Annotated in this window: 15 protein-coding genes; 2 read left to right on the top strand and 13 right to left on the bottom strand. The window is 44.8% G+C overall.

Translation table 11 applies throughout. From position 1 onward, the window contains the following. Positions 1-26: 26 nt before the first annotated feature. Entirely contained in the window at positions 27-1,751 is a 1,725-nt protein-coding gene (locus tag ACTNDQ_RS01460) for an ammonium transporter (RefSeq protein WP_441063380.1), read from the top strand. Positions 1,752-1,861: 110 nt separating this feature from the next. Here ACTNDQ_RS01460 and ACTNDQ_RS01455 read toward each other — a convergent pair whose 3' ends face one another. The 9 genes from ACTNDQ_RS01455 to ACTNDQ_RS01415 form a co-directional block, all read right to left on the bottom strand. Further along, a complete protein-coding gene (locus ACTNDQ_RS01455) occupies positions 1,862-2,512 on the bottom strand; it encodes a trimeric intracellular cation channel family protein (protein ID WP_441063378.1) in 651 nt (216 codons plus the stop codon). Positions 2,513-2,729: 217 nt separating this feature from the next. Next, positions 2,730-3,242, bottom strand: coding sequence for a transcription repressor NadR (locus ACTNDQ_RS01450; protein WP_021651124.1), 513 nt, complete (start codon positions 3,240-3,242; stop codon positions 2,730-2,732). Between the two features lie 188 nt (positions 3,243-3,430). Then, positions 3,431-4,285: a carboxylating nicotinate-nucleotide diphosphorylase gene (gene nadC, locus ACTNDQ_RS01445; RefSeq protein ID WP_059086301.1), complete on the bottom strand. Its 855-nt coding sequence runs from the start codon at positions 4,283-4,285 to the stop codon at positions 3,431-3,433. A 101-nt stretch (positions 4,286-4,386) separates the two neighbouring features. Then, positions 4,387-5,646, bottom strand: a complete 1,260-nt coding sequence (locus ACTNDQ_RS01440) for an FAD-binding protein (protein ID WP_173739921.1) — start codon at positions 5,644-5,646, stop codon at positions 4,387-4,389. 73 nt (positions 5,647-5,719) lie between these two features. Further along, complete coding sequence (gene nadA / locus ACTNDQ_RS01435) at positions 5,720-6,625, bottom strand: quinolinate synthase NadA (RefSeq protein ID WP_278796530.1); 906 nt, start codon at positions 6,623-6,625, stop codon at positions 5,720-5,722. Positions 6,626-7,064: 439 nt separating this feature from the next. Further along, positions 7,065-7,985, bottom strand: a complete 921-nt coding sequence (locus tag ACTNDQ_RS01430; protein ID WP_441063373.1) for a sugar phosphate isomerase/epimerase family protein — start codon at positions 7,983-7,985, stop codon at positions 7,065-7,067. Next, a complete protein-coding gene (locus tag ACTNDQ_RS01425) occupies positions 7,982-10,090 on the bottom strand; it encodes a cytidylate kinase family protein (RefSeq protein WP_441063371.1) in 2,109 nt (702 codons plus the stop codon). The genes ACTNDQ_RS01430 and ACTNDQ_RS01425 overlap by 4 nt, the downstream gene beginning before the upstream one ends. A 45-nt stretch (positions 10,091-10,135) precedes the next feature. After that, positions 10,136-10,969 (bottom strand): sugar phosphate isomerase/epimerase family protein, encoded by an 834-nt coding sequence (locus ACTNDQ_RS01420; RefSeq protein WP_278796532.1) that lies wholly within the window; start codon positions 10,967-10,969, stop codon positions 10,136-10,138. Between the two features lie 202 nt (positions 10,970-11,171). Further along, positions 11,172-12,176 carry a Gfo/Idh/MocA family protein gene (locus ACTNDQ_RS01415; protein WP_441063369.1) on the bottom strand — a complete coding sequence of 335 codons (1,005 nt, stop codon included), beginning with the start codon at positions 12,174-12,176 and terminating at the stop codon, positions 11,172-11,174. A gap of 513 nt (positions 12,177-12,689) precedes the next feature. Between ACTNDQ_RS01415 and ACTNDQ_RS01410 the strand changes: the two genes are divergently transcribed. After that, a complete protein-coding gene (locus tag ACTNDQ_RS01410) occupies positions 12,690-13,973 on the top strand; it encodes an O-acetylhomoserine aminocarboxypropyltransferase/cysteine synthase family protein (protein ID WP_118752456.1) in 1,284 nt (427 codons plus the stop codon). A 189-nt stretch (positions 13,974-14,162) separates the two neighbouring features. Here the strand turns inward: ACTNDQ_RS01410 and ACTNDQ_RS01405 are convergent, their stop codons facing one another. The 4 genes from ACTNDQ_RS01405 to ACTNDQ_RS01390 form a co-directional block, all read right to left on the bottom strand. Beyond that, on the bottom strand, positions 14,163-14,456 hold the full coding sequence (locus tag ACTNDQ_RS01405; RefSeq protein WP_059086307.1) for a phage holin family protein: 294 nt from the start codon (positions 14,454-14,456) through the stop codon (positions 14,163-14,165). Between the two features lie 331 nt (positions 14,457-14,787). Further along, positions 14,788-16,209, bottom strand: a complete 1,422-nt coding sequence (locus ACTNDQ_RS01400) for an N-acetylmuramoyl-L-alanine amidase (protein WP_441063366.1) — start codon at positions 16,207-16,209, stop codon at positions 14,788-14,790. Between the two features lie 21 nt (positions 16,210-16,230). Then, positions 16,231-16,563 carry a ribonuclease gene (locus ACTNDQ_RS01395; protein WP_288787470.1) on the bottom strand — a complete coding sequence of 111 codons (333 nt, stop codon included), beginning with the start codon at positions 16,561-16,563 and terminating at the stop codon, positions 16,231-16,233. A 2-nt stretch (positions 16,564-16,565) separates the two neighbouring features. Then, entirely contained in the window at positions 16,566-16,868 is a 303-nt protein-coding gene (locus tag ACTNDQ_RS01390) for a hypothetical protein (protein ID WP_092070745.1), read from the bottom strand. Positions 16,869-17,184: the final 316 nt, after the last annotated feature.

The raw sequence follows: 17,184 nt of genomic DNA, 5'->3' as shown, positions 1-17,184 counted from the left end.
AAAAAATTGGGAAAGGGAGTGTTACTATGTATTCTTCAGTAAACACAACTTGGGTCCTCGTCGGTGCAGCACTGGTCTTCTTCATGCAGGCTGGATTTGCAATGGTCGAAACAGGATTCACAAGAGCAAAAAACGCAGGAAATATCATCATGAAAAACCTGATGGACTTCTGTATCGGTACACCGGTCTTCTGGCTGGTTGGATTTGGCATCATGTTCGGTGCAGGAAACGGTTTCTTCGGCAAGATCGGCGGAATCGCCTCAGAGGCAAACTACGGAAACGCAATGCTTCCGGATGGAGTTCCTTTCTGGGCATTTCTCATCTTCCAGACTGTATTCTGTGCTACCTCTGCTACCATCGTATCCGGTGCCATGGCAGAGCGTACTAAATTCATCTCCTACTGTATCTACAGTTTACTGATCAGTCTCGTTGTATATCCGGTATCCGGTCACTGGATCTGGGGCGGCGGCTTTATCAGCCAGATGGGATTTCATGATTTCGCAGGTTCCTGTGCCGTTCACATGGTTGGTGGTGTTGCTGCACTGATCGGTGCTATCATCCTCGGACCTCGTATCGGAAAATATTCCAAATCCGGTAAATCCAGAGCGATCCCGGGACATAACCTTACGGTTGGTGCACTTGGTGTATTCATTCTCTGGTTCTGCTGGTTCGGTTTCAACGGTGCATCTACTGTCAGCATGGAAGGCGATGCCATTGTAAGCGCCGGAAAGATCTTTGTAACAACAAACCTTGCAGCTGCTGTTGCTACTGTAACAGTTATGCTGATCACATGGATCCGCTATAAAAAACCGGATGTTTCCATGTCCCTGAACGGTTCTCTTGCAGGACTGGTAGCCATCACCGCAGGCTGTGATACCGTATCTCCTACATCTGCAGCTATCATCGGAATCCTCTCCGGATTCATTGTAGTACTTGGTATTGAATTTGTTGATAAAGTTCTCAAAATTGATGACCCGGTTGGTGCTGTTGGCGTTCACGGTCTTAACGGTGCTTTCGGAACTCTTGCTGTCGGTCTTTTCTCCGACGGTGCAGGTACCGAGTGGAAAGGTCTTCTCACAGGCGGTGGTTTCCATGGCTTCGTTGTTCAGTTTATTGGTATGGTTATCACCATCGCATGGGTTGCTGTTACTATGACAATTATCTTCCAGGTGATCAAACACACGATCGGCCTTCGTGTTTCCGCTGAAGAAGAGATCGCAGGTCTGGATATGAAAGAGCATGGCCTCGCAAGTGCATACGATGGATTCTTTGTACAGGATACCATGACAAAGGCTCCGACTCCAATGGGAACTTCCGTAAAAGCCCCTGTTGTAAAACATGCTCCTTCTGCTCCTGCTGAATCTGTTCCTGAAATTCCTGCAGACGGCGTACACAAACTGACAAAGGTTGTTATCATCACACGTCAGAACAAGCTGGATGAGTTTATGCAGGCTATGAACGAGATCGGCGTAACCGGTATCACTATCACAAACGTTATGGGCTGTGGTGTTCAGAAGGGTGCTCCAACCTACTATCGTGGTGTTGAGGTTGACATGAACCTCCGTCCGAAGGTTAAGATCGAGATCGTTGTAAGTCTTGTACCGGTTCAGAAGGTTATTGATACTGCAAAAGAAGTTCTTCATACCGGTCAGATCGGTGATGGTAAGGTCTTCGTTTACGATATCGAAAACGTTGTCAAGATCCGTACCGGCGAGGAAGGCTTCCTGGCTCTGCAGGATACAGACGCATGATTCTCTTATGAGAGGAACAGATAAAATCTTCTACGCAATATAAACCAAATAAAAGCCAAAAAGCTCCGGAACATTATTCCTTAAATGTTCCGGAGCTTTTCATATCTTTTTTATTCTCTTCTCAGTCTCGGCAGATTCCACCGGTAATGTGCCGCCAGGTACCGGATCAGGATCACTACTACCGTTCCGATCACCATGGCCGGCACTCCGCCCCACAGCCTGTATATCCAAGCACAGGCAATGGCCCCTACAATAGACGCACAGGCATAAATATGGCGCACAAAAATATATGGCGGTACTCCTGCCATCATATCACGGATAAGGCCACCTCCAACTCCTGTGACAGTCCCAAGAAATACAAGAAAAAAAGTTCTTTCCATATACCCCTGGGAAATCCCCTTATCAACCCCCATGACAGTAAACACACCAATGCCAACCGTATCCATCACCAGCATCACCTTATCATAGACCAGCCGGTTCCCGCCTTCCAAAAGCTCCTGCTTCCAGTACATTACTGCAAATACAATACAGGACGTCACGGTTGCCACAATGGTATACAGCGGATCCTGAAACATTCCCGGCGGCACGATTCCCAGGATAATATCCCTGGTAGCTCCTCCGCCCACTGCAGTCACCACTCCAAGAACGCAGACTCCGAAAATATCCATTCCTCTCTGCGCCCCCACCATAGCTCCGGAAGCAGCAAACGCAATAGTTCCTGCCATCTCCAGCATAAATGTAAACATACTCTGATAATCCATTTCCCCCTCCATACATATCCGGCCGTATTTTTTCTCACCCTTATATCTGCATCCTGTTTTCCCTGTCTGTACATTTCCACAAGGTGCACATTTCCGCAGGGTGCAAGAAGGAACCCTGCCATGCAGGATTCCCTCTCCTATTTTCGTGATCACTATATTTTCATATTAACAGAATTTTCTCATTCTGTATATCTTTTCTTTTTATATCTGACTTCTGCTATTCTGCTTCGATCAGAAATCCTCGTCGTTTCAGCATATCCTGGATCATATCCAGGATTTCCTCGGATTCTGCTTCTACTTTATGATAATGATAATCCGATGTGATATTCTTCAGAGGACTGGACTTGCCGCTTCGGATATCCTCCATAAAATTCTCAACCTGGCGCCTGGAGCTGATATTCAGTTCTGCCTCGATATGCCCGTAAACTCTGTGATTCACCATTACATTGATCACTTTTCCGCCGAGATCCACAATCCCGCAGAGCTCGTTCTCCAGATCCGCATCTGTATGATGCACCTTGAATATCCGGCTCACAGTATGGGGAGCAGTAAAAATATATCCTCTGTTGGTGGAAATCACATCATTCCCCTCCGCGCGTATCAGCGCAATATCCTGCACGATCACCTGTCTGCTGACCTGAAATGTTCTGGCCAGAGCACTTCCTGAGACCGGCCGTTCACTGTTTTTAATTTGATCCATGATCGCTGTCCTGCGTTCTGAACCAGTCATTTAAGTTCCCCTTTCCTGGCTGTGCCTGTACTTTTTATTCCGATACCTCTCTCCTTCATTCTCGCGATCTCTCCAACCCGGCCCGACATCACCTGCTATGCCTCTGCTTCCGGCAATTCACGCTTCTTTTCTGATATTCGGGGTATTTCCTGTCACAGCACTCGGTATTCTGTAAAATCCTGTATTTTTCAGGAAAGCGGATGAAGATTCTTAAGCGAAATATCAAGGATCGGTGCAGAATGCGTTAATGCACCACTTGATACATAGTCTACACCAACATCCCTGATCTTTGCAATGTTTTCTTTTGTAACATTTCCGGAACATTCAGTTTTTGCTCTTCCATCGATCAGCTGCACCGCCTCTTTCATCATCTCCGGAGTCATGTTATCAAGCATGATGATATCTGCGCCGGCCTCAACAGCTTCTTTTACCTGATCAAGAGTTTCTACCTCAACTTCGATCTTGCGGACAAAAGGAGCGTACTCCTGCGCCATTTTTACAGCATTCGCAACGCTTCCTGCTGCTCCGATGTGATTGTCTTTCAGAAGAACTCCATCTGAAAGATTATATCTGTGGTTCTGTCCGCCGCCTACACGAACAGCATATTTCTCAAAAATACGCATATTCGGCGTCGTTTTTCTGGTATCCAGCAATGTGATCCCTGTTCCTTCAAGAAGTGACGCAACCGAATGTGTATAGGTTGCGATCCCGCTCATTCTCTGAAGATAATTCAGTGCCACACGCTCGCCGGAAAGAAGCACCCGGATATCTCCTGTAACTTTTCCCATTTTCTGACCTTTTTTTACTTCATCGCCGTCCTTGCAGAACAGCTCCACTTTTGTGTCAGCATCCAGAAGCGTAAATACACGGCTGAAGATTTCCAGTCCCGCAATGATTCCATCCTCTTTACAGATCAGATCTACCTCTCCCGGAACTGCTTCTTTCATAACAGAGTTTGTGGTAACGTCTTCGCTTGAAATATCTTCCTTTAAAGCCTCCAGGATCAGGTGATCTACCTGAAGTGTCATTGTAATCTTATTCATTTTACAATACCTTCTCTTTCTTAATTATCACAGCAGCCCTATTCTCCAAAGCAAGGCTGCTCCTGTCTTTCATAATACGGATATTTATATTCCGTCTGCATTCACGCCGCACCTGCAGCACTTTTCTTTTCTGCTGAGATTGCTTTGGCTGCACGTTTTGCAAATACAAGGCTCTCCAGCAGGGAATTACTTGCCAGTCTGTTCGCGCCATGTACACCGTTGCAGCTGGTTTCTCCCACTGCATAAAGCTGGTCCATGCTGGTCTTGCTGTCAGAATCCACCCAGATACCGCCCATGAAATAATGCTGAGCAGGAACAACAGGGATGCATTCTTTTGTCACATCATAGCCTTCTTCCAGACACCTCTGATAAATATTCGGAAAATGATTCAGGATCGTATCTTTGTCAATATTTTCCATGGAAAGCCATACGTGGTCTGTTCCTTCTTTTTTCATTTCTTCCCGGATCGCATTTGTTACTACATCCCTTGGAAGAAGTTCATTGACAAAACGCTCTTTTTTGCTGTTATAAAGTACTGCACCTTCTCCTCGAACCGATTCTGAGATCAGGAATCTGCGGCCCGGTCTCTTGGAATACAGCGTTGTCGGATGGATCTGCACATAATCCAGATGTTCCAGACGCACATTGTGTTTTTTTGCAATATCAAGAGCATCCCCTGTGAGATGCGGATAGTTGGTGGAATGCGCATATCTTCCTCCGATCCCGCCGCTGGCCAGGATCGTATCCTGTGCATAAATCTCTACCGGGATCTCTCCGCCCGGCTGGATCTCTTCCTGGGTCTTCACCGCTTCTTCGGCTTCCATAGCTTCAAGACGTGCCCTGTTCGCTTCTGCGGAAACTGCCTTCAGACCTGTACATTTGCCGTTTTCCACAAGAATATCCTGCATGGTAGTATATTCCAGAATTGTTACATTTTCAAGCTTCAGGACTTGCTGGAGCAGTTTTTCGGAAATTTCTTTTCCTGTGATATCCTCATGATAAAGGATCCTCGGTCTGGAATGTGCACCTTCTCTTGTATAGGCAAAATCATCTCCATCCATCTTGAAATCCACGCCATATCCGACAAGGTCATTAATGATGTCTCTGGAGCCTCGGATCATAATGTCTACCGACTCTTTTCTGTTTTCGTAATGTCCTGCCTTCATGGTGTCTTCAAAATAGCTGTCGTAATCGTTTTCATCACGAAGCACACAGATCCCGCCCTGCGCCAGAAAAGAATCACTGCTCCTCATATCCTCTTTTGTGATGATCACGATCTTTTTGTCCCGCGGAAGCTTCAAGGCACTGAACATACCTGCAACACCTGTTCCCACGATCACTACGTCTGTTTTAATTCTCATTGCTTTTCGCCTCTCTGTCTTGATTTCTCTTTTCAGCCAACTCAGACAAATCTTTTATACAAATGTGTTTTATTTATTTTGCCAGTTCCAGCATCCGCTCCAGCGGTCTCTTCGCGTTTTCACGTGTCTCGTCTGTTACATGAACCTCATTCTCCCCGGTTTTCAGAACGTGGAGAACATTTTCCAGAAATACTTTTTTCATGTTTTTGCAGATCGGTACGGTTTCTGTGAAGTAGAATTTTTTATCCGGGCAGGTAGTTTCCAGCTTGTACTGAACGCCACATTCTGTGCAGATGATAAACTCTTTATTGTCACTTTCCTGTGCATATTTAATGATTCCGGATGTGCTTCCGATGTAATCAGCCTGTTTCAGAACTGTCTGAGGACATTCCGGATGTGCCAGAACCAGTGCATTCGGGTGCGCTTCTTTTGCTGCTTTTACTTCTTCCGGATCCATAAATTCATGGACAATACAGAAACCTTCGTTATAAATAAAGTTCTTCTCAGGAACCTGTTCTGCAATAAAATGTGCAAGATTTCTGTCCGGGATAAAAAAGATGTTTTTGTTCGGAAGCGCTTTTACGATCTTTACTGCATTTGCGGAAGTAACACATACATCAGAAAGCTCCTTCAATGCTGCTGTGGAATTAATGTAACATACAACTGCCACATCGTCATATTCCTCTCGCACCTTGCGGATGCCTTCTTCTGTTGCCATATGAGCCATCGGACAGTCTGCATCCATGGCAGGCATCAGAACAGTTTTATCCGGACTTAAGATCTTGGCGCTCTCTCCCATAAATCCTACTCCACAGAACACGATCGTCTTCTCTTTCGCGCTGGCTGCGATCTTGCTGAGATAAAAGGAATCTCCTATATAGTCAGCTACATCCTGTACTTCGGGACGCACGTAGTAGTGTGCAAGGATGATGGCATCTTTTTCTTTTTTTAATTTCTGGATTTCTTCTGCAACTGTCATTATCTTTCACCTTTCCTGCAGGATTTCTTTTTTGAGTTCCTGCTTTTGCTTTCTAGTACAGCGAAAATTAAGTAACCGCCATATTGACTTGTCTGATTTTTCATCTGCTGCGTCAATATAGCAGAAACTTAATTTTCGCTGTACTAGTCTTTATTATGCAGATGCTTCTAATCTGCTTTTTTATTATCATGTAACTTTTTTCAAAACATCTTACACATAATACCACAGTCCTTTACATGTGACAAGACAGTTGTTTGATATATGTAAAGTTTTTTTGTAAAGAAAGACATCAAAAAACACGGTTTCCACAATGAAACTTTCATCCTGGAAACCGTGTTTCTGCACACATTCATTATTTTATCATTCTTATTCACCGTTCTGCGTACTGTCAGCTGCTCATTTATTGCAGTTTTCTTTCTGATCTGCCGCGATCACCCGATCATTTCCCCAGCAGTTCTCTCTCAATCCGCTCTCTTGCTTCCGGTGCCTGCTTATCCATCTTTTCCGGAAAACCAAACATGGAAACGCAGGCAATGTTATCGCCGCCGGCTTTCGGTGCATCCGGATTCAGCTGCTTGCTGGCAAAATCCATTTCTCTCAATGTTTCAAAAATACCATCAAAATCCACATCACCCTCACCCATTGCAAGATGCTGATGTACCGTCACATCCGCTTTTCCACGGCCATTCAGCCACGGCGGATTTAAAATGTATCTGCAGTCCATGGTCTGGTTAAAGGTATCCGCAAAAAGTACATGGGTCAGTTCATCTCCCGCATATTTCAGCATGGACCGCACATCTCCTTTGCCCTCATCGTAGAAGAAGCCGTGAGGAGAAGAATACACATAACCAAGGTTTGGAGAACGGAAGGATTTCACCATATCACAGGTCTCATTATTCAGCTCACAGAAATCATAAGGATGAGACTGGATCTCCACACGGATACCCTCACGCTCGATCAGCGGAAGCAATTCCTCCATGGATCTAAACCACATTCCATTGCAGATCTCCTGCTGGTTCGGATCACCCGAAAGCTCTGTATTGATAACCTTCACTCCCATATCTCCGGCGATCTGGATCATCCGTTTCCAGTTTGCAACTGCAAACTGTCTCTGTTCCTCCGTCGGACCAGACCAGCGATACACCACGATAAAGGACGAAATCTCAACGCCAGTCTCTTTAAGAGCCTGTCTGTATTCCTGTTCACATTCTTTTGAAAACAACGGATGCTTATAGAACGGATTGATCCTCGGATGCGGAGACTGTTCAATATATTTATATCCCCAGTCCGCCACCTGATGGACCATACGGTTGATATCCATCTGTTTTGCAAGAACATCTACGTCAAATGCGATCTTCATGATGCATTCCCTCCTTTTTCCTCTTCTTTATTCCGGATATAATCAAGAATCAGGCTGGCCGCTCCGGCTGCACCTGTTTTGGATACATTGATCACCATATCGTAATAATGGGGATCGTCTCTGCGGATTCCGGTAAACTTCTCATAGTATTCATTTCGGATCTGATCACGTTTCTTCAGTTCTCCAAGAGACTGGCCTTTATAATATTCCTGGCCCTCTTTTTCCCGGTAAGCATCATCTGCATAAACGAAAAAGCTGTATGTATGCGGCTCTCCACGAAGCACATAGTTGGCACATCTTCCCAGGAATACACCTGGTCTTCTCTCAGAAAGCTCACGGATGATCCGGCTCTGCACCTCAAACATCTGAACACCTGTATAATCTGCTGCCGCACCTGACGATGAATGTCCATACGGGGAAAATGTAAGCTCAGAATCCTCATAATTGTAGGAATCCAGATACTGCCTTACACTTTCCAGATCTGCTTTTTCCATACCGAACTTTTCTGCCATAAGACAGATGATCTGACGATCATAAACCTTGCAGTCCAGTGCTTTTGCAACATCCTCGGCAATCTTTCTTCCACTGCTGCCATACAGTCTTCCAATTGCCACGTTGATCCGGTTTCCGGAAGCTTCCGGTAACGGCATGGACTGAATCTCGCCCGGCACAGAGCCGCTTTCCTCTCCCGATTCTCGCTGGATCAGTTCACGCATCATTTTGTCATAAACTTTGTCCAGCTGGTAGCATGCTGCGATCACAAACATCACTACCCAGATTGCTATCGGAACATACAGATAAAATCCCTTGATCACGCGGATTGCCTCTGCAGACTGCTCTGCCGCTGTCGCCTTTGTTCCGTCAAAGTATGCCGCCGAAAGAATTCCTCCCATAATAGCAGAAGTCAGTCCGGAACCGGCTTTCTGACCCATGCTCATAGATGAGAACATCAGACCCTCCACACGCTTGCCTGTTTTCCACTGGCCATACTCAATAGCATCGCTTGGAAGAGAATACTGCACACCATAGAATGGGGCGATTCCGATACCTCTCATGATACAGGTTACAACACCAAGCGAAACACTGGTAATATTCATCAGGAACAGAAGCTGTCCTGCAACGCCCAGGATGCAGCCGGCACAGATGAGATTTCTTTTTCCATAACGGGGAAGTACCTTCGGCAGAAGGGCAATTCCTACCACAGTTGCCAGTTTCTCAGCTGCGGAAAGAGGCATGACGAGGTCTACATTTCCGAGTACATACTGGCAGTAATAGGTAAGGTCCGTTCCGATAATGATCTGATATGCGGTATAAAAGATCATCAGCCCCAGAGCGATAAGGAAATACCGGTTGGTAACAGTTGCTTTAAATGCTTCCACAAAAGGAATATCTTCCTTTTCCTGTTTTGCTGCAGAAACACGCTCTGTACAGACCATATAAGTATTCACAAGTACACCGACAGAAATGATCGCATAGCCGGCAGTTACCAGGATCCAGGCCATCTGCTGATTGCCGGTAATATTCGCTACGACATTGATCAGCGGCAGTGTGAACGCAGTAATGATCATACTTGCTGTGATCGACAATACCATGCGGATGTTACAGATCACATCACGTTCACGACGGTCACGGCTCATCAGAGATCCCAGTGCATGGAATGGCTGGCTGATAGCAGTGTATACAACCGTATTCATGATATTATAGGTAACAAAAGCATAGATGATCTTTCCCATATTTCCCATTGGCGGCATGGTGAACAAAAGCACCGCTGCCAGCGCATAAGGAACCGCAAGTCTTAAGATCCAGATCCTGGCTTTTCCATACTTGGAATGAGTCCGGTCGATAATAGTTCCCATCAGCACATCGGAAAATCCATCAAAAACACGGGACAAAAGCATGATCATTCCTACCGCACCTGCTGATATTCCAACAACGTTGGTATAAAAATAGATCAGCAGAGTTGTAGTCATGGTATACATCAAGGTCAGTGCCGGATCACCAAAACAGTATGCCAGCTTTTCCGACAACGGAACCTTGATGAATTCATTCAAGTCTTTCCCCTTCTGCTTGTAATTCAACAATTCAGGGATTCCCTTACCAGCCATAGTATCTACCTCCTATCGGTTTAAGGTCGGACCTTTCTGAATGAATTATCCGAAATATTTCTGCACAAAGTCTCTGGTAACTTCCGCAGCCTTTTTCACGTTGTCCTCATGACTCATTGCATAGTATTCCGGACGGAACTCTTCGATGGTGCAAACGCCATCAAAACCGATCTCCTTCAGTGCAGCTGCGATTCCTGCATGATCTACAACACCCTCACCCGGCCACAGTCTCTTGTCGTCTCCGCAGGAGCCAAGCGGAAGATCCTCACAGTCATTTAAATGGTATGCAAAAATCTTCTTGCCATCAGCAGCTCTCAGGTCCTCAAGGCGGGAGCACATCTCATGGAAATGGAAGGTATCCACGGTAACGCCTACATTATCTCTGTCTACTGCTTTTACCACATCATAGGCTGTTCCAAACTGGTTGATGGAGCAGTTCGGTGCACCACAGAACTCCAAGGAGATCTTCATATCCGCGCCAACCTTATCGGAAAGATAACGAAGACGTGCAACTGCTTCTTCTTTGATCTCACTGACAGATTTGTCTTTTACATCAAAGCTTGGAACGGTGATCAGCATTTTCATTCCGATCGCTTTGGAAACCTTCAGGATAAAATCAACTTCTTTGTCAATCTCTTTTTCCCCTGCCTCATCTCTCTGGTTAAAGAAGATCAGAGTGTTGTATGCCCATGGTTTCAGATGATGATTCTTAAACCAGTCTGCAAGTTCTTCCAGTGTATGCTCTTTAAGATAGTCCTTTACGCAGTCAAAGCGGATCTCAATATAATCAAAACCATATTTCTCGCACATCTCCAGGTCTGCCATAAGAGACTGTCCTTTACATTCCAGTGCAGTTGCTTCATTAAATCCTAATTTCATCTTCAATACCCTCCATATGTTTTTACTTTTCAGCCAATTTTTACGGTTAATCTCACCGGCAGGTTTTCCACTGCAGTTTCAACAAAGCCGAAGCGGAATCGGATCCTGCCGGTAACTGCCGCCGCAGACTCATTGGGGAAGTCTGTAGCAATAAGTTGGTATGATAACTCACACTTGATGAGGTGGAGCTCGTAAAATATATTTATTTATAAAATTCCGGCTTCTCAACTGCTGAAACGATTTTCTCGATCTGTCCGGTTTCCTGCGCTTTTACAAGAGCATCTGCAGTGATCGCTGCCAGGTATCCATCCCATGCATTCGGTCCTGTGATCACTCCTGCCTCTGCATTATCAACCCAGTCCTGAACCTCTTTATCATAAGCGTCTTTAAATCTTACGAAGCAGTCTATGTCAATAGCAGTGGACACTGCCGCATTCTTGCGGATAGACGGATAAGCCGGCTGTGCCATTTTCAGTGCACCGTCCTCACATACAACTTCACAGTTGATGTCATATCCGAACTTGCAGTTTACAAATACTTCTACATCAATGCATACACCTTTTTTAGTACGGAGCATCATGATCTGCGGATCCTTCAGCTCAGAGTGGGAATATTTCGTCACTCTTGGCATTACTACCTGTGCTGATTCATACTCATCATCTACAAGCCAGTGAAGGACATCGATCTCATGGATTGCGGTATCGTGCACAGCCATTGGTGTGTTGTAATTGGTACCTACCTCCGGATTTCTGTGTGTACAGTGAAGGATCAGCGGCTCGCCGTATTCTCCGGTTGCAAGCGCTTCCTTGATCTGCTGATATCCCTTGTCATAGCGTCTCATAAATCCAAGCTGGATGAGATGTTTGCCGGCTGCCTCCTCTGCCTTTACTACTTTCAGGCAGTCCTCAGCAGTTGTACATAATGGTTTCTCACAGAAAATCCTCTTGCCGGCCTCGATCGCCTGAAGAAGAGAATCTACATGTGCGAAGCCCGGAGATACGATAAATACTGCATCTACGTTCTCTGCATTGATGAGCTCCTTACTGTCTGCATAGACTTTTGCTCCGCAGATCTCGGCTGCTTTCCTGGCACTTTCCTCAAATACATCGGAAACAGCTACTACTTCTGCTCCCTGGATCTTCTCTGTCAGTCTTCTGATATGATCTCTTCCCATTCCGCCGCATCCGATAACTCCTACTCTTAACATTTTAAATTCCTCCGTTCATTTTTTTATTGTTTTCTGTTTTTGTGTTCTTTTTGATGATGTTATATTATCATTTTGTGCACGTGAACGCAATGTCTTTTTTGTACAAAATTTTCATTTTGTTTTTATGCGATTTTCACTATTTGTTACTTTATTCACATATTTTGTTTGTTTTACAGTATTTTTTCGGCATTCACTCACATTTTTGCATCTATAAAATGACTTACTATGCTTATTACAAACGTTGATCATATAGTGTTTTATTATGTGCACCAGAACGCAATATTTTATTTCCCTTATACCCTAGTAGAGTTTATGTAGAATATTATTGTATTTCAACACATAAAGAGTTATACTTATATGTAGTTTTATTTAAAATACACAAATGCATTTTTCATACTTTATTTAGCCGAACTGTAAGGATCAAAGCTTCTCTCAGAAATCCCTGAAACGCAGGCAAACTTCCCTGATTCGGTTAAATTCATACGAAAAACACAGTAGAAAGGACTTATCCCTATGAGCGACTATAATTTAGAAACTAAATGTATCCACTCCGGCTATACCCCATCCAAGGGCGAGCCCTGTGCACTTCCTGTCTATCAAAGCACTACTTACAAATATGACACCACTGACGAAATGGGCCAGTTATTTGATCTGAAGGCAGACGGATATTTTTACACCCGTCTCCAGAACCCGACCAACGATGCCGTAGCTGCAAAGATCGCAGATCTGGAAGGCGGTGTTGCTGCGATCCTGACTTCTTCCGGACAGGCAGCCAACTTCTACGCAGTATTTAATATCTGTGAGGCAGGCGATCACGTTGTTGCCGCTTCTACCATTTACGGAGGAACCTTCAACCTTCTTGCCGTCACCTTCAAGAAGCTCGGCATTGACTGCACCTTTGTTGATACCGATGCAACAGAAGAAGAAATTGCTGCCGCATTTAAACCGAACACAAAGGTTCTCTTTGCAGAAACCATCGCCAATCCGGCTCTGGTCGTCCTGGACATCGAGAAATTTGCACACGTTGCACACCAGAACGGCGTGCCTCTTATTGTGGATAACACCTTTGCCACACCGGTAAACTGCCGTCCCTTCGAGTGGGGTGCAGATATCGTTACCCACTCCACCACTAAATATATGGACGGACATGCCGTTCAGGTAGGCGGTGCCATTGTCGACAGCGGTAACTTCGACTGGGACGCCTATGGCCATAAATATCACGGTCTGACAGAGCCGGATGAATCCTATCACGGTGTTGTCTATACAAAGCAGTTTGGAAAAAAAGCTTACATCACTAAGGCTACTTCCCAGCTGATGCGTGATCTGGGCTCTATTCCGTCTCCGATGAACTGCTTCCTTCTGAACCTCGGCCTGGAAACGCTTCCACTGCGTGTTGAACGCCATTGCTCCAACGCCCAGAAGATCGCAGAATACCTAAACGCACACGAAAAGGTTTCTCATGTAAATTATGCAGGACTTCCGGAGGATAAATATCACGCACTGGCTCAGAAATATATGAAGGATGGCCGTACCTGCGGCGTTATCTCCTTTGAACTGACCGGTGGCCGTGATGCAGCAGTCCGTTTTATGGACAGTCTGAAGCTTGCCACCATCGCAACTCATGTTGCTGCTTCCATCACTATGGTCCTTCACCCAGCCAGCCATACCCACCGTCAGATGAACGACGAGCAGCTGGTTGAAGCAGGAGTTTCTCCCGGAATGATCCGTCTTTCCATTGGTATCGAAAATGTGGATGATATTATCAAAGATCTGGATCAGGCACTGAAAAATGCATAAATAACCAATTCAAAAAGGAAGGATGCATCTGCTCATGCATGATGTATCCTTCCTTTTTATGATATATTTTCTCCTACTCTCAATTATGGCATTTCCGCAAATTACCTGCATCCTGTTCTGAACGGCTTTCTTCTGGCGCATAAGTTCCTGCAGCTGCTGCAAGTATCTGAAACTACCTTACAAAATCCATTATTCATCTTTTTCCAGCTGTTTGATCAGCTGGTTCACATATGTAGAAAGCCCCGCCACCAGGACTCCCTGTGTCGTGGATGTAAATACTGCCATTGCAATATCCTGTGCATTTTTACAGGAACAGGTAGCAAAAACATAAATTCCGCATATAAGGATCCCTGCACACCCCAGTATCAGCGGAATATATTTATCCTTCACAGCCTGAGCCTCCTTCAGTGCGATTCCCATAAAATACAAAGCGATCGCTGTGATCAGCAATTCCGGTTTAATATAATCCACAAGCGCTTCCATAAATATTCTCAGTATCTCCCCTGCCGCTTTGATTTATTTTATGAATTTCTCCAAAAAATATTTCATAAATTCCCCAAAAATGTTAGCTACGTGTTCACTATTACTGTTTTCGCACTTTTTGAGAATATTTTGTTCTATTGCAGAGCAAAAAGAAAAAGGCCATAAACCCTAAAGTTTACAGCCTTTCACACTATTTTTCGTTATCTGAAATCAGAATTTGCCAGCGTCAGCAGCTTCCTGTACGGAAACAGCTGTTCCTTTATTTTCATGCTTTTTCCACATAATGTTAGCTATTTGTTAGCTATCGCTTCATTCTTACCCGTTCTTATACTTATTTTGTGTTGGCTTTCATGTGTTCAATCACCTTTGTCCAGGTGTCTATTCCGCATGAGCCATCTGCAGTAATAGCAACGTTTTTCTGGAATACTTTCAAAGATGTTTCTGTATCGTTTCCGAAAGAACCGTCTACTTCAACACCAAGCACGGCCTGCAGGGAAGATACTGCTGCTCCGGAGCTGCCTTTTTTAATAACCGGAAGCTGAACCTTAATTTCTTTTGTCAGTGTTATTGCACTTGTCTTTTCCACTGGATACACCGCTTTTCCGTTCCAGTCGTAGATGGTGTAGCCTTCTTTCCATTCTTTCTTTGCATTTTCAAGACTCTTATATGCTCCGATCTGGCTCTTACTGTCAGCCCAGGATTTTCTTGTGCGGTAGTATTTATCTACTGTTGCCGTGGTGGTCTTGGCTCCGATCAGCTGCTTGAAACGATTCCAGTCACCCTTGGCCCGGATTGCTGACGGGCAGTTCTTGGCGCATACATCATAATGCTGTACAACTCTGTCTGACGGGATTCCCAGCTGTTTCATGATCTGTTTGCATACCTGGACTGTATTCTGGAATGCTTTCTCGTAATTGTAGCCCTCCTGGACGCACATCTCGATTCCTACCGCATTTCTGTTGTTGACTGTCCCGAACAAACGGTCGCCATAATTAACTCCTACATGCCACGCGCCACGATCATACGGAAGTGCCTGGTATGCTTCTGTATCATCAACGAATACATGCGCGGAGTAGCCTTTAAAATTTCCATCATGCTGGGCCTTTGCGTGTGCTTTTGCATTTGCTCCCTTTGCATAGTTGTCTGTGTTGTGAATAACAATATACACCGGTGTCTGACCTGCATAGCTGTTATTATTGCTGATAAAGCTTGTATTGATATTCATAGTATCATTCTCCTTCTCTGTCTTAATTGATAATATGCTGTTCAGAATGTTGATGATCTTCTGGCCGTAGTTCTGTCCGGATGCCCAGCCCTGGCCCTTCGGGTTTTCATGCGTGCCGAGATGCTCGACATACTCTGCGCCTCCTCTCGACACGTATGTATAGCGCGGATCAATACATTTCTGTTTTAACCGATCTGTACAAGCATATGCCTGCAGGTGCTGGATCTGTGCCCGGATACCTTCTTTCGCAGTTTTAAAGCTGTAGCCTTTCTTTCCTGTGGCGTTCACACCTAATCCACAGAAATTGTTCTGATCAAGTGTTACTGCTGATCCCGAAAACGTGAAGTTTCCTGTTTCCAAACAGGACTGGGCAAAAGCAATGTCACCACGCACGCCCTCTGCCGTGCCTTCCGTGATATACAGAGAAATCATCTTTGTGACCGAATCGGACACCTGTGGATTTACTTTTTTGATGTAAACCTTCATCTGTTCAATGCTGGCCTGTGGGGTTCCCATGATCTTTATCATATTTTCCTCCTGTGAGGGTGATCACTCACCCTCTGAATTTTTATATTTTGTTCTTTCCCAGATCTCCTTGACTTTCTCCCAGCCTCCGGTTGCAACCAGATACACGATAAATGCTGCAATCACAGATGCTACAATGTAATACCAGGTTATTGCAGTTTTATAATATGTGCACAGAATCAGTAATGCTACCGGGCACAGAATCAGGGATGCTACAAGGGCAACAATACTGGTCTGAATGTTCTTCAGGCCTGGAAGATCTTTGATCACCTGCACGATTGCTGAAACGATAAATGCCAGGATTCCGATCAGGGCCAGGGCGTAAGTTACATACTGTGTGATAGTGTTAATATTCATAGTCATTCTCCTTTTCTTTTGATATGCAGTTCTTCAATTTCCTGTTTCATTTTTGTTACCATGCCATTTCCACCAAGTCTGTGGTAGGCTTCGTACATTTCGCAGAAATTCTGATATGCGTATGACGGAATATCTCCCATCTTCGTATACTTTGAGTGATACTCAATCATCTGGACGCGAAGCAAGAGCATAGTTCCCTTACTGTTTGCGTCTCGATCTTTCTTCTGATTTTTCAGAAGCCAGACGATATAACCAAGCAAAATCGGCAATGCGATAAGATATGTTTGTGTGAGTATTTCTTTCAATTATTCACGCTTTCTCCGGTGTTGCGCCGGCGCAATTTTGTATAAAAATAAGAGCCTTCCGGCTCTGCTCTGATTTTCATAGTCTTCTCCTTTCAAAAAAGAGAGCTTTTCAGCTCTCTAAATTGCATATTTCATGTGTGACATTTTGATATCCGCGTCTGATACTTTTGCATAGATCATAGTTATATTGATATTGACGTGTCCTAAAATCTTTTGCCCTCTTTAATACTTGATCCGACTGCTTTTCTTGATCATGGCAATCACATCCATTCCTTTGCGCTTGATTGCCGTAATCTGAGCAGGATTAGAGAACCAG

The organism is Blautia massiliensis (ex Liu et al. 2021), from assembly GCF_052064225.1.
Taxonomy (GTDB): domain Bacteria; phylum Bacillota; class Clostridia; order Lachnospirales; family Lachnospiraceae; genus Blautia_A; species Blautia_A fusiformis.
This window is presented reverse-complemented; position numbering and strand designations above follow the sequence as displayed.